Below are 17,988 nucleotides of genomic sequence, written 5' to 3'. Positions count from 1 at the left end.
ACCCAATAATGAGCTTCCAAGTCGGGGATTGTTCCCGGCCTCCCTTCCGGACGGAACCATTGTCACAGGGAGATCAAGAGCCCCACACAGCGCCAACTGTGTGGGGCTTTTTCTTTGCGGCAGATGTTTATTCTGCATCTGTATCGTCTGCGAGTTGCATATCGATATACGCCTTCAATCGGTCCTTATCGGCTTCGTAGAAGGGGATAGGTAATTCAAGCCACGCACATCGACCTTTCGGCAGGCGTACCGGAACGCGAATTACGTCTGGGCTATTCGTTGTGGTGGCATGTGGGATATTGGTGACCACCTGCGCCGTGTTTCCGTGGGGCAGTTGCCCCCAGGTTGCCTGGGGCTGCGACGTTTGCTGAGCAGGGGCTGGAGCCAGTTCCGGCTGTTCAGGGGGCGGCTCCGTGAAGCCTGTGATTTCGAGAGTGCCGCCGCCATCCCATGATGCGGGGGGCTTGTCGTAGAAGCGAGAGAATTCGACGGACCGGCGGAATGCGCTTACATATGCGTCGGCGCCGCCTGGGATGAATCCCATGCTGATGAGGTCGAACCTGATGTTTGCGTCCGATGGAAGGCGGCTGTCATATTTGTCCAGTAGCGCTGAGAAGACGGCTGGAGTTCGCAACCACCCAACCAAATATGCCCGCTGCTGTGATTCATCCGGGCTATATTTGTAATTTTCGTAATCTTTGGCTACTGCCAAAACACCATCTTTTGGGCGTTCGAGTAAGCCGTAATAGCGCAGCGATGCGATCGCTTGCGCGGCAGACCCATTCGTGGCGCTTTTGTACCCGAGTGCTTGAGCAACGATTTCCGCAGGTGTCGCGTGGCGGCCCTCTTGCGCGTATATCTTTTCCACGCGATCAAGGGCATCTGGCAGAGCCAGTGTTGGAGCCCGTGGACTCTTCTTGCGCACGTCACTCATGAGACTTCTCCTTATCGACCGTTCCTAGTGTATCCGCAAATTTCAGACTGCGCCACATGATTTTCGGAGTTTGGGGATTTGTTTTCGCCGTATATCCGTATCTTTATTCGTTTAACGTTTGCGGGCAGATGCGCGCGCCGACGTTTGCGACGAAATCGACAGCATCGGTCGTGTAACGGTTCACTCCCCATGAAACGACTTGAGGCAAAATTACGCTCCGAATACCGTCCCCATTTCACCCCCGGAGCCGCCCTCGATGCAGGACCATCCTCTCCCGCTCGACCTGTCCGGCCTTGCGCCCAGCCTGTACGCGCAGGGCACCGAGGAGGGCATCCTGTCGCGCCTGATGGAGCGGATCGCGCCGACCCACCGCTTCTGCGTCGATATCGGCGCGAGCGACGGCCTGCGCAACAGCAATACCGCGCGGCTGCTGCGCGAACAGGATTGGGCCGGCGTACTGGTGGAAGGCAGCGCATACCGGTTCGGCAAGCTTGCCGCGCACTACACCGGTGCGGAGCGCGTCCGCCTGCATCACGATCGCGTCCAGCCCGACACGGTCGATCAGTTGCTCGTCGAGGCGAACGTGCCGGCCGACTTCGACCTGCTGTCGATCGACATCGACGGCAACGATTACTGGGTGTGGCGCGGCCTGCAAGCGTTCCAGCCGCGCATCGTCGTGATCGAATACAACCCGTACTACACGCCGCCCGAGCGCTGGGTCATGTGCTTCAATCCGGACCACGAATGGGACGGCTCGACCTATTACGGCGCGAGCCTCGAATCGCTCGTGCATCTTGGCAGGCAGAAGGGCTATGAGCTCGTGTGCTGCGACGACATGGGCAACAACGCGTTCTTCGTGCGGCGCGACCTGTACCCGCTGCTCGGCATCGCGAACAACGACCCGTCGGTGTTGTTCCGGCCGGCGATGTACAAGCTGCGCTACGTCGGACACAACACGTTCCTGACCGGCCATCCGTATCGGCACGGGCCGGCCGAGCACATCTGAATGGATACGCTCGCCGCCACCTTCGACGAGATTCGCGATGCCTACGGGCTCGGTCGCGGCGGGCCGCCCGCGCAGGTCAGCGAACGGGTGTGGCATCTACCGACCGACAGCGGCGCAGGCGTGGCAGTCAAGCGCTATGCCGGCGAACACCATGCGCGTGCGGTGAAGGAAACCGCCGTCCTCGCGCATCTGGAAACGCACCGCGATACTCGCTTCCATGTGCAGACGCTGAAGCGTACAAGGTCCGGCGAATCGCTTTGGTCAGGACAAAATTCCCATGCGATGCTGACCCGCTGGGAAGTCGGGCAATTCAAAACCTACGATACGTTCTCGCCAGCCGAATGGGATGCGCTCGGCGCGAGTCTGGCCGCATTGCACGTGAGCCTCGAACAACTGCATCTGCCGTCGCTCGACACGATCCATGCGCGGCTGATCTCCATCGACGCGGATGCGGTACGCGGCAGCCTGCTGGATGCACTCGATCGAGCCGATGCGAACGCTGCCGCCGCCCCGAATCTGCGCCGCTACGTCGATCTCGCGCTGCGCATGCTCGACCGCTACTATCCCGGCAGCATCGAAGCGTTTCCGGCCGACGACCCGCAGCATCCCATTCACAACGACTACAACCAGTTCAACTATCTGTTCACGGGCACGCTGCCGCCGCTGATCCTCGACTGGGAAGCATCGATCGGTGCGCCGCGCGAATACGAACTGGTGCGAGGCCTGAATCATTTGCCGCTGGAGGCGCCGGACCGCGCGGAAGCGTTCGTGCGTGCGTACCGGCGAGTGCGGCCGGTGAACCCGGCAAACATCGCATGGGCGGTCGATGCCGCATGCTTGCAGCACGCGCTGAAGCTGTGGATCGTGCAAGGCTGGCTCGACGATCCGTCGCGCTTCGCGTCGCATCTGAACGGCGCGGCGACGATGGCGTCCGCGATGGTGGACGCGCGTGGCCATCTGATCGATTTCTTTTCCCGTTGCGTGGAAGCAGGAAGCTGATGTGAGTACGAGCCCGAACGAGATCCCGAATCGGCCGCGCGCCGGCGAGCGGCAGCACGTGTTTCCGCCGCCGCTCGATCGCGATTACCGCGTCGAGGACGGACGCGTCCAGACGCGCTCGCTGGAAGCGCATATCGTCGATCACTGCAACCTCACTTGCGCGGAATGCTGCTCGCTGTCGCCGCTCCTGCCCGAGTGGCATGCGAGCCCCGCATCGATCGAAGCCGATTTGCGCAAGGCCGCGAAGGTGTTGCGCCCGCGCATGTTCAAGCTGGTTGGCGGTGAGCCGCTGCTGCATCCGGCACTCGTCGAAATCGTCGAGCGCGCGCGCGGCACCGGCATCGCGCCCGTGATCTCGGTCACGACGAACGGCCTGAAACTCGGCGAGATGCCCGACGCGTTCTGGCAAGCGGTGGATGCGCTGACGATCTCGCGCTATCCGAAGCCGGCGCTTTCCACCGATCTGGTCGCGCATGTCGAGCGCCAGGCCGCACGCTTCGACGTGCGTCTGAACTGGAAAGTGCAGGACGTGTTCACGACGATGAACCGCGCACAGCCGGGCACGGATCGCGACGAAGCCCGACGCCTTTATCACGATTGCTGGATCCGGGAGCGCTGCCATATGATTCGCGACGGCATGTTCTACACGTGCACGCGCCCCGCGCATTTCCATACGTTGTACAAGGGCGCGAAGGACTTTCAGGCCGACGGCCTGCCGCTGCGCGACGACGCCGGCATGCTCGACGCGATGCTCGCGTATCTGCAACGCGAGACGCCGCTCGAAGCATGCCTGCATTGTCGGGGCGGCAGCGCGCCGGTCGCGCCGCATCGCATCCTGAAACGCATTGAAGTGGACACCTTGAAGGCTCGTTATCCATGATCGTCGGCACGCGCGACCCGTTCGGTTTCGATCGTCTGCACTACCATCCGCGCAGCGGCGTATCGGCATCCGGCATCCGCGCCGTATTGCGGGCGTCGGGGCAACCGGCCGGCGCGCCGGACGCGGCCGCCATCGCGGGCTACCTGAGCGGCGAGCGTCTCGTCGGCCGTACCGTGCTGCGCGACGTGCTCGCGGTGCCGCCCGGTCATGCATTGACCCGGTCGCCGCAGGGGCTGACGGTGCAGCCGGCGCCCGAGCGGCCACGGCCAGCCGATCTCGACACCGTGCTGCGCGCGTCGCTGCAGCGCGCGCTCGACAGCGGCAAGCGGGTCGCGCTGGCGCTGAGCGGCGGGCTCGATTCGGCGCTGCTGCTCGCGTTGCTGCGCGAACTCGGCGCGTTGCGGCACGTGACGGCCTACATCCTTGCGACCGACATGCCCGATTACTGCGAACGCGACGCGGCGCTCGAACTGGCCGCGCAGATGCAGGCGAACGTGAAGATCGTGCGCGCGAACGAGGCCGATTTCGTCGCGGCGCTGCCGAGAACGACCCATGCGGTCGAGGAACCGATGTTCAACCTGCATCCGGTCGCGAAGCTGCTGCTGGCCGACGCGATGGCGGCGGACGGCGTCGAGGTGGCGATTACCGGCGACGGCGCGGATCAGGTCTTGCGCCGCGACCGCTCGGCCAACTATCTGCCGCTGTGCCATGCGCTGTTCGACGAGGCCTCGGTCGACCTGCATCCGCCGTTCGTCGATGCCGCCGTCGTCGCGCATCTGACGAGCATCGCGCCCGACCCGAACAAGCAGTGTCTGCGCGATCTCGGTGCGCGCCTGAACCTGCCGGACCGTCTCGTGCACGGCCCCAAGCGCGGGCGGCTCGCGCCGGCGATGAATCTCGCGACGCTGCTCGATCGCGGCCGCACGCAGGCACTGGCCGATACGCTCGGCCTTGCCGCGCCCACGTTGCAGGCGGATACCGAACGCGTGCTGTGGACGACGCTGACACTGCTTCTCGATCATCTCGATCGCCTTCACCGCGATGCCGCGCATCGCCCAACCTGAGCCGCTCATGAAACGCATCCTGTTCTGCGTGGTGCCCGAGAAGGGCCACGTCAATCCGTGCATCGGCCCGGCCCAGCATCTGCGCGCCGCCGGCTGCGACGTCGCGTTCTATGCGCCGGCCGACATCAGCGCGCAGCTCGACGGCGCGGGCGGCTTCGCGTTCGTCGGGCCGCGCGAGACGCCCGAGCGCCACGACCTGTCGCGCGGCGCGAGCTTCGCCGCGAACATTCGCGACGCCGACTGGCTGCGGCACTGGATCCGCACGCTGCTGATCGACCTCGCGCCCGCGCAGGTGGACGGCATTCGCGCGGTGCTGCGCGAATGGCAGCCCGACGTGGTCGTGATCGATCCGCTGCTCTATGCGGCGGCGATTGCCGCCGAGCTGGAAGGGCTGCCGTGGGTGTCGATGTCCAATTCGCTGAATCCGGTGCTGCCGGACGATCTCGATTCGGAATTGCTGCGCACGGTGCGATGGCTCGAACCGGAACGCACGCGCCTGTTCGCGCGCTACGGCCTCGACGCGCGCTTTCGCGGGTGCGACGTGCTGTCGCCGCACCTGACGCTCGCGTTCACGACCGACGCGCTGGTCGGCGCGCCGCCGCCCGGCGTCGAGCTGGTCGGCCCCGCGATGCCGTCGGGCCCGCGCGGCGACGAGACGGTATTTCCATGGGAACGCCTCGACGCGGATCGCCCGCTCGTCTACATGTCGCTCGGCAGCCAGCTTTACTACCATCCGGACGTGTTCGCGAAGGTAATCGACGCGACGCGTGCGACGGCCGCGCAACTGGTGCTGTCGGTGGGCGAACTGGTCGATTCGGATCTGCTGCCTGCCGGCGACGAACGCGTGATCGCGGTACGTTACGCGCCGCAACTGGCGCTGCTGCGGCGCACGCATGCGTTCGTCAGCCACGGCGGCGCGAATTCGGTGATGGAGTCGCTCGCGTGCGGCGTGCCGATGCTGCTGTCGCCGTTCTGCAACGACCAGTTCCATTCGGCGCATTTCGTCGAGCGGGCCGGCGCGGGATGCGTGCTCGATCTGCGGCAGGCCGGCGTCGCGGCCATTACCGACGCGCTCGAACGCCTGTTGCGTGCCGGATCGTTGCGCGAGCAGGCGGCGCGGATCCGCGACAGCTATGCCGCGTGCGACGGCTCGGCGCGAGCCGCCCGCCTGATCAGCGCACTCGCTTCAGGAAGCCGCCTGGCGACAGCGTCATGAGCACGCGGTCCTCGATGTCGTGGTCGACTTCGAACCGGTCGTCGCGGCCAAGAAATTCGCGCGCGGCCGTGGCCGGGTTGTTGCCTCGGCCGTACGGCTTGCCGTCGAACATCGACTCGGGCAGGTACTCCATGATCGTGTCCATCACGATCGCGTAGCTGCCGGGCGTCACGAACGGCGCATAGCATTCGAGTTCGCGCAGCACGTGCGTGTGCGTATGCGTGAGATCGAGAATCGCCATCACGCGCGCGCCGTCTCCGATCTGCGCGCGCACCGACGCGAGCGTGTCGGCCGCGCACGATTCGCCCTCGATCAGCACCATGCGGTGGGCGAGCCGGTGCGCGTGCAGGCGCTGGCGGACCTCGTCGCGCAGGCGCGGCTCGATCGCGACGACGCGGCCATCGGTGCCCGCCAGCTCCAGCATCGACGCGGTGAACACCACGCCGCCGCCCGCCGCGATGCCGGTCTGCACGATGCAGTCGGGACGCTCGCGCCAGATCAGTTCCTGCAGCGCGAGCATGTCGCCGGGCAGATGGAAGAAGCGCTCGCCGAGCCAGCGGGTCTGGAACAGATGGCCGAATTCGGCGGCGCGCGTCAGCCATTCGATGTTGATGTCCCGCATGCGGGCCGAAGGACGCTCTGACATGGTCGATGCAACGAATAGGAGTGACGTGAAAACGCTGGAATCGTGGCTTCACCGGTACTGGAACACCGGGCCGGCGCGCCTGCGGGCGCTGGCGTCGGGCCATACTAACAAAACGTATCTCGTCGAGGGCGATGCGGGGCGCACGGTGCTGCGCGTGTCGTGGTCCGGCAAGCCGGTCGCGCAGATGCGGCGCGAGGCGTCGATACTCGCGCGTCTCGGTGAGGCGCGCACGGTGTCGACGCTGCCCGCGCTGCCGCGGCTGCGGCCGACCGTCGACGCGCAACCCGGCGTGCAGACGCCCGACGGGAGCTGGTTGCATCTGTTCGAGCATATCGACGGCCGTCCCGGCCTGCCGGACGACCTGCATGCGGGGGCGATCGACGCGATGCGCACGCTCGCGCATCTGCATGCGGCGCTGGCCGCGATACCCGCCGGCGAAGCGGCGCCGCTGGCGTGGCTGTCGGCCCGTCATGCGCGCGTCGCGGCGCGCGCGATGCCGTCGCTGCCGGCCGGCTTGAGCGACGACTACGGCACGGTGATCCGGCGGATCGGCACGCATCTCGACGCGGCGGCATCGTGGTTGACGGGGCCGGTGCATTGGCTGCACGGCGACTATCACGCGGGCAACCTGCTGTATGTCGGCAACGCGGTGAACGGCGTGCTGGATTTCGACGACGTGGGGCAGGGCGCGCAATGGCTCGAGGCGGCCTTTGCGTCGTTCGCGCTGTCGCGCGATGCGGGCCGGGACGATGGCTTCGTGTTCGACCGCGGGCGATGGACGGCCGGCCTGGAGGCTTATGCGGCGACGCGGCCGGATGCGGCGCCGGCGTGGCTGCGCGACAACCACGACGCGCTGATGACGCTGTTCTGCGCGGATCAGACGCTGATCCATCTCGAGGCCGCGCAGCGCGGGCTGTGGATGCCGGGGCCCGGGATCGGTTTCCTTGGCGGCTGGCGCCAGTTGCTGGACGGGGCGGTGCCCGCCGGTTAGCGGTGCGTCGCGTCGGCGCGCCGCCGGTTCAGGAACAGGCGCACGGCTTCGACCGTGTTGGGCCGCGCTTCGCCATGCCGCGACCCGTCATGCAGGCACAACAGCACGTCGCGCTGCCGCGCCGTGCAGGCGTCGACATGCGCGCACATCGCGTCGAACAGTGCCTGGGGTGACGGGGGCGGCCGCTGCCAGTCGTTCAGTATCGCGGTCCAGCCGGTGTGTTCGCGCCGCAGGCGCGCGAGCACGGCCGCGCGATCGTCGTGCGGCATCAACCCGTACGGAAGGCGCAGCGGGATCGTGCCGGGCGCGGCAAGGCCGGCGCGGCGGTAGACGTCGCGGATCAGCGCATCGGTTGCATCGATCTCGTCGATCAGTGCGGCGTCGGTGAGCGTGCCCGGCCTCGCATGCGAATAGGTGTGATTGCCGAGCCGGTGGCCTTCGCGCGCGATTCTCGTCGCGACGTCGAGCGCGCCTGGCAAGTGCTGGCCGAGCACGAAGAACGTCGCCGCGCACGCGGCGTCGCGCAGCACGTCGAGCAGCGCGGGCGTCGACGGGCCGGGGCCGTCGTCGAAACTGAGGTGAATGGACGTCATGATTGCCAGGGTCGCTCACTGAACCGGCTCGATGGCCAGCGGGCAGGTGCCGACCGGACGCAGCCGGGAGCCGGTCCATTCGTAGAAGAAGCGGGCCGCTTTCGCGTGGCCGTCGCCGCAATCGTCGTTGAAGCAGCCGGCGACGATCAGCAGCCTGCTGCCGGCACGGAAGTCGACGCGCTCGTCGTCGTTGCCCATCACGCCCGAGATGGCCGTCACGCCGGGCATCGTGTACGTCGCGCCCGTGTTCCTGTCGAGGATCGCGAAGTTTCGGCAATCCGTTCCGCAACCCCAGATCGCGACGCGGTAGTGACCGGCAAAATTGGCCGGTTGCGCGAATGCGTCACGAATGACGGTGCGATACAGGCGCGCTTCGCTGCCGGCGAGCCGAGGCGCGGCAGCCGGCTTGCGCGGCGCGCGGATGGCGGCCGGCGCCGGATAACGGTCGAACGCAGGCGAGGCGCAGGCCGCGGCCGGCGAGGCCGCGGGTGCCGCACCGGCCATCGGCGCGATCGAGGCGCCGGCGATCAGCAGAAGTCGATGGGCGAGCGTCACGCGCGTGTTCTTCATGTTCGAGAGGGATGTCGGGCCGCAGCGGCCGAGCTGCCGGCGACGACGATTCTATGACGCTTCGCGCGGGGCGGCGACACGGAATGGCGGTCGTGCGCTTGCCGACCGCGCGATGCCGCGCGGAATCGCTCAGTCGAGCGTCGTCAAACCGCCGCGATATCACGCTGCCTGACGTTTCACGCCGCCTTTGCGCGGCTCAATCGGCCAGCCGCTTGTCGGCGAGCGCCTTGCAGCAGTCCTCGTACACCCACTGCACGAGTTTGGCCCGATAGTCGAGATCGTCGGTATCGACGATTTCCTCGACCGCGTCGCGCGCCCACGACGCGTCGACGAAGCCCGCATGCCGCTTCGCGATGTCCTGCGCGAGCGCCGCGAGCCTGGCGACCGCGAGCCAGTCGGCCTGGCGGTGATGGCGGTCGAGCCAGCGGTGCGCGGCCTGGACCTGGAACGCGGCGTCCGGCCAGGATTCGTTGAGGTAAAACGCGCCGAGGTTGCCGCAGGTGAGCCAGCAAAGCAGCTCCAGGCGGTCTTGCGAGCCGAGGGTATGGGATGCGTCGGACATGGCAGCGCTCACGAAGTGCGTCGATTCCGGGCGGCGCCGGCCGCAACGGGCCGATGCCGATAGTAAAAACATAGCACGATGCGGGCCCGGCCGCGCACCCGGGTGGACGCTGACGTGGCGCCGGCCGGACGAAGGCGCCGCCGGCCATGCGCGCGGGCGGCGGAGCACCGGCGCGGGGCCTCGCCGGTCCTTTCGGATGGCTGTCATTCGTCACACCAGCCACCGAAACGCTCGCTAGAATGGCGGCTTCCCTGGAGGCGGAACACGATGAAAATCTACGACCAGTTCTACATCGACGGCGCATGGCGCAAACCGGCCGGCACGGGCACGATCGACGTGATCGATTCGGGCACCGAAGCCGTGATCGGCCGGATTCCCGAGGGCGTCGCGTCCGACGCGCAGGCCGCGATCCGCGCGGCGCGCGCGGCCTTCGACGCGTGGGCGGCCACGCCGGCCGCGACGCGCGCGGGTTACCTGCGCAAGATCGTCGAGCATCTGCAGGCGCGCAGCGAGGAACTCGCGCAGTCGATCACCGGCGAAGTCGGCATGCCGATCAAGCTGTCGCGGGCGATCCAGGTCGGCGGCCCGATCTACAACTGGAAGGCGTACGCGAAGCTCGCCGAATCGTTCGAATTCGACGCGCGGGTCGGCAATTCGCTGGTGGTGCGCGAGCCGGTCGGCGTCGTCGCGGCGATCACGCCGTGGAACTACCCGCTCAACCAGGTCACGCTGAAGGTCGCGCCGGCGCTCGCGGCCGGCTGCACGGTGGTGCTGAAGCCGTCGGAAGTCGCGCCGCTGAACGCGTTCATGCTCGCCGAAGCGATCCACGAGGCCGGGCTGCCGGCCGGCGTGTTCAACCTGGTGTGCGGGTATGGCCCGGTCGTCGGCGAGGTGCTGGCCAGCGATCCGGACGTCGACATGGTGTCGTTTACCGGCTCGACGCGCGCGGGCAAGCGCGTGGCAGAGCTGGCGGCCGCGGGCGTCAAGCGCGTCGCGCTTGAGCTGGGCGGCAAGTCGGCGTCGGTGATTCTCGACGATGCCGATTTCGCGACGGCCGTGAAGGGCACGGTCAACGCGTGCTACCTGAACGCGGGCCAGACCTGCTCCGCGCATACGCGGATGCTGGTGCCGCAAGCGCGCTACGAAGAGGCGCGCGAACTCGCGAAGGCGGCGGCCGAGTCGTACGTCGCGGGCGACCCGCGGCACGAGGCGACGCGCCTCGGCGCGCTGGCGTCGGCCGCGCAGCAGCAGCGCGTGCAGGCGTACATCCAGCGCGGCATCGACGAAGGCGCGGAACTCGTGACGGGCGGCACCGGATTGCCGGCAGGGCTCGAAAAGGGTTTCTTCGTGAAGCCGACCGTGTTCGGGCGCGTCGATCCGAAATCGACGATCGCGCAGGAAGAGATCTTCGGGCCGGTGCTGTCGATCATCACGTATCGCGATGAAGACGAGGCCGTGCGGATCGCGAACGATTCGCCGTACGGGCTCGGCGGTGCGGTGTGGGCAGGCAGCGACGAGCGCGCGATGCGCGTCGCGCGCCGCATCCGCACGGGGCAGGTCGACATCAACGGCGGCACGTGGAACGCCGCCGCGCCGTTCGGCGGCTTCAAGCAGTCGGGGTACGGCCGCGAGAACGGCGTGTACGGGCTCGAAGAGTATCTCGAGTACAAGTCGATACAGTTGAAGCCGGCGAAGCCGGCCTGAACGCCGCTCGCGGCCCGAATCGGAAACGGCACGCTCGCGTGCCGTTTTTTTCTTGACGGCCGTCAAGGTGCGCGGCGGTGGATCGTCGATCATCGCGGTTCCGATGTTCCGACGAGGTTTCAGATGACCGTACGCACTTCCTTTCCGCCGCTGACGATCCGCGGCCGCACCTTGCTGCCCGTCGTGCAGGGCGGCATGGGCGTCGGCATCTCCGCGCACCGGCTGGCGGGCAGCGTCGCGCGCGAAGGCGCGGTCGGCACGATCGCGAGCATCGACCTGCGCCACCATCATGCGGATCTGCTCGCGCGTTGCCGCGCGCAACCCGATCGCGCGACGCTCGAGGCGGCGAACCTCGACGCGCTCGCGCGCGAGATCCGTCTCGCGAAAACGTACAGCGAAGGGCGCGGGATGATCGCGGTCAACGTGATGAAGGCGGTGAGCGCGCATGCGGACTACGTGCGGGTCGCGTGCGACGAGGGCGCGGACGCGATCGTGATGGGCGCGGGCCTGCCGCTCGATCTGCCCGACCTCACGCAAGGGCGCGACATCGCGCTGATCCCGATCCTGTCGGACAGCCGCGGGATCGCGCTGGTGCTGAAGAAGTGGATGAAGAAGGGCCGTTTGCCCGATGCGATCGTGATCGAGCATCCGGCGCACGCGGGCGGCCACCTCGGCGTCACGCAGCTCGACGACATGCACGACAGCCGCTTCGATTTCGCGCGCGTGCTCGACGAGACCGCGCAGGTGATGGCGTCGCTCGGTGTCGCCCGCGACACGATCCCGCTGATCGTGGCCGGCGGGATCAACAGCCACGACACGGTGCGCGCGGCGTTCGCGGCCGGCGCGAACGGCGTGCAGGTCGGGACGCCGTTCGCGGTGACCGAAGAGGGCGATGCGCATCCGCGTTTCAAGCGCGTGCTTGCCGATGCGACGCCCGACGACATCGTCGAATTCGTCAGCGTGACGGGGCTGCCGGCACGCGCGGTGAAGACGCCGTGGCTCGATCGTTACCTGCGCAACGAGACGCGCATTCGCAACAAGCTCGGCGCGTTCAGGCAGCGTTGCCCGACCGCGCTCGAATGCCTGAGCGTGTGCGGGCTGCGCGACGGCATCGAGAAATTCGGCCACTTCTGCATCGACACGCGGCTCGCGGCCGCGCTGCGCGGCGACATCGCGAACGGGCTGTTCTTCCGCGGCCGGGAAGCGTTGCCGTTCGGCCGCGCGATCCGCAGCGTGCGCGATCTGCTCGACCTGCTGCTGACGGGCAGTGCGACCGAGCCTGCGGCAAACCGTCCCACGTTTACGCTGGCTTGACCAATATCAAGATGACGAAAAGACCCTACAGGGAGAATGGAAACCATTCTTTGGGGGTCCGTACCATGCATAAAACGATTCGAACTTGTGTCACCACCGCCGTCGTCGCGGCAAGCGTCCTCGCGATGTCGTCGCTGTCGTACGCGGCATCGCCGGGGGACGGCATCAACCAGGGTGACGTACTGGTTCGGCTTCGCGCGATCAGCATCCAGCCGAACGAACGCGCGAGCGACACGCTCGGCGCGATCAACACGGGCGTGAACAACGCGATCGTGCCCGAGCTCGACTTCACGTACATGATCCGCGATTACCTGGGCGTGGAACTGATTCTCGGCACGTCGCGGCACCAGATGACGTCGAGCCTCGGCAATCTCGGCGGCGTGGGCGTGCTGCCGCCGACGCTCTTGCTGCAGTATCACTTCAACCATGCGGGCAAGGTGCGTCCGTACGTCGGCGCCGGGTTGAACTACACGTACTTCTACAACAACGGGCTCAACGTCGGCGGGGAGGGCGTGTCGATCAACAAGAGCAGCTTCGGCCCCGCGCTGCAGTTCGGCGTGGACGTGCAGTTGACGAAGAAGGTGTTCATGAACGTCGACGTGAAGAAGATCTGGATGAGCACCGATGCGACGTTGGGCGACAAGGGCATCGGCACGCTGCACATCGATCCGCTGATCGTCGGCGTGGGCGTCGGGATGAAGTTCTAGACGCGACCGTAAAAGAACAGAGTTGGGGTTGGCGGCATGGCGGTCGGCATGCCGCTCTTTTTTTGTGCGCGCGGATTTACAGCTTGTCGTACTGGAAGCGCATCGCGGTGCCTTCGCGCGTGATGCGTTCCCACACCGCCCGCTTTTCGTCGTCGCTCAGGAACACCCAGTTCGAGACTTCGGCGGCCGTGCGGCCGCACCCCTTGCAGACTTCGTCGAAAAGCGTCGAGCACACGCCGATGCAGGGGCTGTCGGGGAGGTCGTGAAGATTGGAGGCCATCGGCAGGGTTCGCGCAGTTGAATCGTCAGCCGCCATTTTAATGCATCGCGGCGGCCCGGCCGGACGTTGCCGCCCGCATGCCGTCCCGGCGCGGGAGCGCGACAGTACGGCCCGGCGTTGCGCGCGGCCGTCGAACGGGCCGTGCGCCATGCAAACGCGGATTCGCCGTCGTCCGTTTTTGCCGGTGGACAACCGCCGATTACCCGATAGAATTCCCCCGGAACGCCCCGCCGCACGGGCGGCTCGACCGACCGGCGGCGGGAATCTGTTCCGTTTGCGCGACACCGGCATGATTTTTTTGTGACGGGGCGCGAATGATGGTAGTTTTCGGGGTTTTCGAGGGGCGGCGCGCCGGAATGCGCCGCCATGACGAGGCAGACGGCAGCCGGGCAATGCGTCCGGCCGAAGGGAGAACGGGATGAAAGCAAAGGTAGTGGGCCGGTTCGCGGCGCTCGCGCTGTGCGTGGGCGCATCGGCGGCAGCGGCGAAGGATACGCAGCTCAATGTCTATAACTGGTCGGACTACATTGCGAAGGACACGATCCCGAACTTCGAGAAGCAGACGGGCGTCAAGGTCCGCTACGACAACTACGACAGCGACGACACGCTGCAGGCGAAGCTGCTGACGGGCAGCTCGGGCTACGACATCGTCGTGCCGACCAGCAACTACGCGGGCAAGCAGATCGCCGCCGGCATCTTCGCGCCGCTCGACAAGTCGAAGCTGCCGAACCTCAAGTACCTCGATCCGCAACTGATGGCGCTCGTCGCCGGCGCGGATCCGGGCAACAAGTACTCGGTGCCCTGGGCGTACGGCACGACCGGTCTCGCGTACAACCTGACGAAGGCGCAGCAGGCGCTCGGCAAGGTGCCGCTCGACAACTGGGACATCCTGTTCAAGCCGGAAAACATCGCGAAGCTGAAGACCTGCGGCGTGTCGGTGCTCGACGCGCCCGACCAGATGTTCGCGGCGACGCTGCACTACATCGGCAAGGATCCGATGAGCACGAACCCGGCCGACTACAAGGCCGCGATGGACGTGCTGAAGAAGATCCGCCCGTACATCACCCAATTCAACTCGTCGGGCTACATCAACGACCTGGTCGGCGGCGACATCTGCTTCGCGTTCGGCTGGTCGGGCGACGTCGTGATCGCGAAGCATCGCGCGATCGAGGCGAAGAAGCCGTACAAGGTCGAGTACTACATTCCGAAGGGCGGCGCGCCGGTGTGGTTCGACGTGATGGCGATCCCGAAGGACGCGAAGAACAAGGAAGCCGCGCTGCAGTGGATCAACTACATCGAGGATCCGAAGGTGCACGCGGCGATCACCAACGCGGTGTACTACCCGAGCGCCAATACCGAGGCACGCAAGTACGTGCGGCCCGACGTCGCGAACGACCCGGCCGTCTACCCGCCGGCCGACGTCGTGAAGACGCTGTTCCTGCTCAAGCCGCTGCCGCCTGAAATCCAGCGTCTGCAGACGCGTCTGTGGACCGAGTTGAAGTCGGGCCGCTGACGCGAGCCGAAGTGAACCCGCGGTCATGAAGCCCCTGGTGCCCCCGGGGGCTTTGTTCGTCTAACGCAGGAGAGAAGCAGCACATCATGAATAGCCAGTCGGGCGCGCCGGTTGTGGGCGCGCCGTTCTCCGTTTCCTCCTCCGGCGCCGATGCGCGCGCCGAGAACTTCATCCAGATCGTCGACGTCGTCAAGAAATTCGGCGACACCGAAGCCGTGCGCAGCGTCAACCTGACCGTGCGCCAGGGCGAGCTGTTCGCGCTGCTCGGCAGCTCGGGCTGCGGCAAGTCGACGTTGCTGCGGATGCTCGCGGGCCTCGAGACGGTCACGTCGGGCAAGATCCTGATCGACGGCGAGGACCTCGCGCAGATGCCGCCGTACAAGCGGCCCGTGAACATGATGTTCCAGTCGTATGCGCTGTTCCCGCACATGTCGGTCGAGTCGAACGTCGCGTTCGGGCTCAAGCAGGAAGGCACGCCGAAGGCCGAACTGAAGGCGCGTGTCGCGTCCGCGCTCGAACTCGTGCAGATGGGCAAGTATGCGAAGCGCAAGCCGCACCAGTTGTCCGGCGGCCAGCAGCAGCGTGTCGCGTTGGCCCGCTCGCTGGTCAAGCGCCCGAAGCTGCTGCTGCTCGACGAGCCGATGTCGGCGCTCGACAAGCAGATCCGCCAGCGCACGCAGATCGAGCTCGTCAACATCCTGAACAAGGTCGGCGTCACGTGCATCATGGTCACGCACGACCAGGAAGAGGCGATGACGATGGCGAACCGGCTCGCGGTGATGAGCGAAGGCCAGATCGTGCAGATCGGCTCGCCGAACGAAGTGTACGAATACCCGAACAGCCGCTTCTCGGCCGAATTCATCGGCTCGACGAACCTGTTCGACGGCGTGACGGTCGAGGACGAGCCCGATCACGTGTACATCGAATCGCCGGAGCTGCCGAGCCGGCTGTACGTGAGCCACGGGATCTCGGGCCCGCTCGGGATGCCGGTCACGGTGTCGGTGCGCCCCGAGCGGATCGCGCTCACGCGCAAGCCGCCCGAAGGCGCGTTCAACTGGGCGCGCGGCCGGATCAGCAACGTCGCGTACATGGGCGGCTATTCGCTGTATCACGTGAAGCTCGACGGGGGCAAGACGGTGATCGCGAACGTGTCGAGCCTCGCGATTTCCGAACTCGACACGCCGGCGCTCGCCGACGAGATCTACGTGCGCTGGAGCGCGACCGCCGGCGTGGTGCTGACGTCATGAACGCGTTCAAGTCCCTGCTCGAGTGGCCGGTGCGGCGCTTCAACCTGACGGGCGCCACGGCGGTCGTGGCCGGCCCGTTCACGTGGCTCGTGCTGTTCTTCCTCGTGCCGTTCGTGCTGGTCGTGAAGATCAGCTTCGCGGAGCTGCAGCTCGGCATCCCGCCGTATACGGAACTCACGTCGTACGCGGACGGCGTCGTGCACATCGCGCTGAACCTGTCGCACTACGCGTTCCTGTTGACCGACAGCCTGTATTTCGCGACCTACGTGAATTCGGTGGTGGTGGCCGCGATCACGACGCTGCTGTGCCTGCTGCTCGGCTATCCGATGGCGTATTACATCGCGCGCTCGAACCCGGCCACCCGCAACCTGCTGATGATGGGCGTGATGCTGCCGTTCTGGACGTCGTTCCTGATCCGCGTGTACGCGTGGATCGGCATCCTGAAGAACAACGGGCTGCTGAACAACTTCCTGATGTGGATCGGGCTCACCCATGCGCCGATCGAGCTGTACCGCACGAACTACGCGGTGTACATCGGGATGGTGTATTCGTATCTGCCGTTTCTCGTGATGCCGCTCTACGCGCACCTCGTGAAGATGGACCTGCGCCTGCTCGAAGCCGCGTACGACCTCGGCGCGAAGCCGTGGAAGGCGTTCGTGCAGATCACGCTGCCGCTGTCGAAGAACGGGATCATCGCGGGCTGTCTGCTGGTGTTCATTCCGGCGGTCGGCGAATACGTGATTCCGGAGCTGCTCGGCGGCGCGAATACGCTGATGATCGGCCGCGTGATGTGGAACGAGTTCTTCAACAACGCGGACTGGCCGATGGCGTCGGCCGTGACCTGCGCGATGGTGCTGCTGCTGCTCGTGCCGATGGCGATGTTCCAGCACTTCCAGGCGAAGGAACAGGGAGGCCGTCGATGAAGCCGAATCGCTACCTGCAGTTCGCGGCGCTGTTCGTCGGCTTCGCGTTCCTGTACATCCCGATCCTCAGCCTGATCGTCTATTCGTTCAACGAGTCGAAGCTCGTCACCGTATGGTCGGGTTTTTCGTTCCGCTGGTACGCGGCGCTCGTCGAGGACGACGAGTTGCTGACGGCTGCGTGGCTGTCGCTGAAGATCGGCGTGCTGACCGCGTTCGCGTCGGTGTTCATCGGCACGTGGGCCGGCTTCGTGCTCGCGCGGATGGGGCGCTTTCGCGGCTTCGCGCTGTTCAGCGGGATGATCAACGCGCCGCTCGTGATCCCCGAGGTGATCCAGGGGATCTCGCTGCTGCTGCTGTTCATCGAGCTCGCGAAGTGGATCGGCTGGCCGGCCGAGCGCGGCGTGTTCACGATCTGGCTCGGCCACGTGATGCTGTGCATTTCCTACGTCGCGATCATCGTGCAGTCGCGCGTGCGCGAGCTGAATCCGTCGCTGGAAGAAGCCGCGCTCGATCTCGGCGCGACGCCGTTGAAGGTGTTCTTCACGATCACGCTGCCGCTGATCTCGCAGGCGCTGATCGCCGGCTGGCTGCTGTCGTTCACGCTGTCGATCGACGACCTCGTGCTGTCGGCGTTCCTGTCGGGCCCCGGCTCGACGACGCTGCCGCTCGTCGTGTTCTCGCGTGTGCGCCTCGGCCTGAACCCGGAGATGAACGCGCTCGCGACGCTGTTCATCATCGCGGTGACGGCCGGCGTCGTGATCGCGAACTTCGTGATGCTGCGTCAGGAACGCAAGTGGATGGCGGGGTTCGCGGCCTGACGCGCCGGTTGCGGCCGTGAT

At 66.4% G+C, this 17,988-nt stretch carries 19 protein-coding genes; 13 read left to right on the top strand and 6 right to left on the bottom strand.

All coding sequences use genetic code 11. The features are described from left to right. Positions 1 to 127: 127 nt before the first annotated feature. Positions 128 to 934 carry a hypothetical protein gene (locus LGN10_RS19085; protein ID WP_144029730.1) on the bottom strand — a complete coding sequence of 269 codons (807 nt, stop codon included), beginning with the start codon at positions 932 to 934 and terminating at the stop codon, positions 128 to 130. 256 nt (positions 935 to 1,190) lie between these two features. Here LGN10_RS19085 and LGN10_RS19080 point away from each other — a divergent pair, with 256 nt between their 5' ends. The 5 genes from LGN10_RS19080 to LGN10_RS19060 are packed head-to-tail and all read left to right on the top strand — an operon-like array spanning position 1,191 to position 6,099. Continuing rightward, positions 1,191 to 1,940, top strand: coding sequence for an FkbM family methyltransferase (locus tag LGN10_RS19080; RefSeq protein WP_226224595.1), 750 nt, complete (start codon positions 1,191 to 1,193; stop codon positions 1,938 to 1,940). Next, on the top strand, positions 1,941 to 2,939 hold the full coding sequence (locus LGN10_RS19075) for a phosphotransferase enzyme family protein (protein ID WP_226224594.1): 999 nt from the start codon (positions 1,941 to 1,943) through the stop codon (positions 2,937 to 2,939). A gap of 1 nt (position 2,940) precedes the next feature. Next, positions 2,941 to 3,819, top strand: coding sequence for a radical SAM protein (locus LGN10_RS19070; RefSeq protein WP_226224593.1), 879 nt, complete (start codon positions 2,941 to 2,943; stop codon positions 3,817 to 3,819). Continuing rightward, on the top strand, positions 3,816 to 4,883 hold the full coding sequence (locus LGN10_RS19065; RefSeq protein ID WP_226224590.1) for an asparagine synthase-related protein: 1,068 nt from the start codon (positions 3,816 to 3,818) through the stop codon (positions 4,881 to 4,883). Before LGN10_RS19070 ends, LGN10_RS19065 begins: the two co-directional genes overlap by 4 nt. Before the next feature lie 7 nt (positions 4,884 to 4,890). Then, positions 4,891 to 6,099, top strand: a complete 1,209-nt coding sequence (locus LGN10_RS19060) for a glycosyltransferase (RefSeq protein ID WP_226224588.1) — start codon at positions 4,891 to 4,893, stop codon at positions 6,097 to 6,099. On the opposite strand, the gene LGN10_RS19055 is transcribed toward LGN10_RS19060, so the two are convergent. Beyond that, positions 6,056 to 6,745 carry a cephalosporin hydroxylase family protein gene (locus tag LGN10_RS19055; protein ID WP_059583480.1) on the bottom strand — a complete coding sequence of 230 codons (690 nt, stop codon included), beginning with the start codon at positions 6,743 to 6,745 and terminating at the stop codon, positions 6,056 to 6,058. The genes LGN10_RS19060 and LGN10_RS19055 overlap by 44 nt on opposite strands. 25 nt (positions 6,746 to 6,770) lie before the next feature. Here LGN10_RS19055 and LGN10_RS19050 point away from each other — a divergent pair, with 25 nt between their 5' ends. Continuing rightward, positions 6,771 to 7,736 carry a phosphotransferase gene (locus LGN10_RS19050; RefSeq protein ID WP_226224586.1) on the top strand — a complete coding sequence of 322 codons (966 nt, stop codon included), beginning with the start codon at positions 6,771 to 6,773 and terminating at the stop codon, positions 7,734 to 7,736. Here LGN10_RS19050 and LGN10_RS19045 read toward each other — a convergent pair. The 3 genes from LGN10_RS19045 to LGN10_RS19035 all read right to left on the bottom strand — a co-directional run bounded on the left by LGN10_RS19045 (position 7,733) and on the right by LGN10_RS19035 (position 9,461). Then, complete coding sequence (locus tag LGN10_RS19045; protein WP_226224584.1) at positions 7,733 to 8,329, bottom strand: polysaccharide deacetylase family protein; 597 nt, start codon at positions 8,327 to 8,329, stop codon at positions 7,733 to 7,735. The genes LGN10_RS19050 and LGN10_RS19045 overlap by 4 nt on opposite strands. Before the next feature lie 15 nt (positions 8,330 to 8,344). Further along, on the bottom strand, positions 8,345 to 8,884 hold the full coding sequence (locus LGN10_RS19040) for a hypothetical protein (RefSeq protein WP_226224746.1): 540 nt from the start codon (positions 8,882 to 8,884) through the stop codon (positions 8,345 to 8,347). A gap of 211 nt (positions 8,885 to 9,095) precedes the next feature. Next, positions 9,096 to 9,461, bottom strand: coding sequence for a hypothetical protein (locus tag LGN10_RS19035; RefSeq protein ID WP_027784520.1), 366 nt, complete (start codon positions 9,459 to 9,461; stop codon positions 9,096 to 9,098). Positions 9,462 to 9,728: 267 nt separating this feature from the next. On the opposite strand from LGN10_RS19035, the gene LGN10_RS19030 reads away from it, so the two are divergent. The 3 genes from LGN10_RS19030 (at position 9,729) to LGN10_RS19020 (ending at position 13,186) form a co-directional block, all read left to right on the top strand. Beyond that, complete coding sequence (locus LGN10_RS19030; RefSeq protein WP_059583475.1) at positions 9,729 to 11,165, top strand: aldehyde dehydrogenase family protein; 1,437 nt, start codon at positions 9,729 to 9,731, stop codon at positions 11,163 to 11,165. 123 nt (positions 11,166 to 11,288) lie between these two features. Further along, entirely contained in the window at positions 11,289 to 12,479 is a 1,191-nt protein-coding gene (locus LGN10_RS19025) for an NAD(P)H-dependent flavin oxidoreductase (protein WP_060318707.1), read from the top strand. Between the two features lie 65 nt (positions 12,480 to 12,544). Beyond that, positions 12,545 to 13,186 carry an OmpW/AlkL family protein gene (locus tag LGN10_RS19020; RefSeq protein WP_226224582.1) on the top strand — a complete coding sequence of 214 codons (642 nt, stop codon included), beginning with the start codon at positions 12,545 to 12,547 and terminating at the stop codon, positions 13,184 to 13,186. Positions 13,187 to 13,262: 76 nt separating this feature from the next. On the opposite strand, the gene LGN10_RS19015 is transcribed toward LGN10_RS19020, so the two are convergent. Then, positions 13,263 to 13,466: a DUF1289 domain-containing protein gene (locus tag LGN10_RS19015; protein WP_006493160.1), complete on the bottom strand. Its 204-nt coding sequence runs from the start codon at positions 13,464 to 13,466 to the stop codon at positions 13,263 to 13,265. A gap of 418 nt (positions 13,467 to 13,884) precedes the next feature. Between LGN10_RS19015 and LGN10_RS19010 the strand changes: the two genes are divergently transcribed. The 4 genes from LGN10_RS19010 (at position 13,885) to LGN10_RS18995 (ending at position 17,967) form a co-directional block, all read left to right on the top strand. Continuing rightward, entirely contained in the window at positions 13,885 to 14,979 is a 1,095-nt protein-coding gene (locus tag LGN10_RS19010; protein ID WP_059645918.1) for a polyamine ABC transporter substrate-binding protein, read from the top strand. 86 nt (positions 14,980 to 15,065) lie between these two features. After that, on the top strand, positions 15,066 to 16,226 hold the full coding sequence (locus LGN10_RS19005; protein WP_226224581.1) for an ABC transporter ATP-binding protein: 1,161 nt from the start codon (positions 15,066 to 15,068) through the stop codon (positions 16,224 to 16,226). Beyond that, complete coding sequence (locus tag LGN10_RS19000; RefSeq protein ID WP_059583463.1) at positions 16,223 to 17,149, top strand: ABC transporter permease subunit; 927 nt, start codon at positions 16,223 to 16,225, stop codon at positions 17,147 to 17,149. The genes LGN10_RS19005 and LGN10_RS19000 overlap by 4 nt, the downstream gene beginning before the upstream one ends. Continuing rightward, positions 17,146 to 17,967: an ABC transporter permease subunit gene (locus LGN10_RS18995; RefSeq protein ID WP_226224580.1), complete on the top strand. Its 822-nt coding sequence runs from the start codon at positions 17,146 to 17,148 to the stop codon at positions 17,965 to 17,967. Before LGN10_RS19000 ends, LGN10_RS18995 begins: the two co-directional genes overlap by 4 nt. The last annotated feature ends 21 nt before the right edge of the window (positions 17,968 to 17,988 follow it).

The sequence above is a fragment of the Burkholderia sp. AU32262 genome, from assembly GCF_020419985.1.
GTDB classification, from domain to species: Bacteria; Pseudomonadota; Gammaproteobacteria; order Burkholderiales; family Burkholderiaceae; genus Burkholderia; species Burkholderia semiarida.
This window is presented reverse-complemented; position numbering and strand designations above follow the sequence as displayed.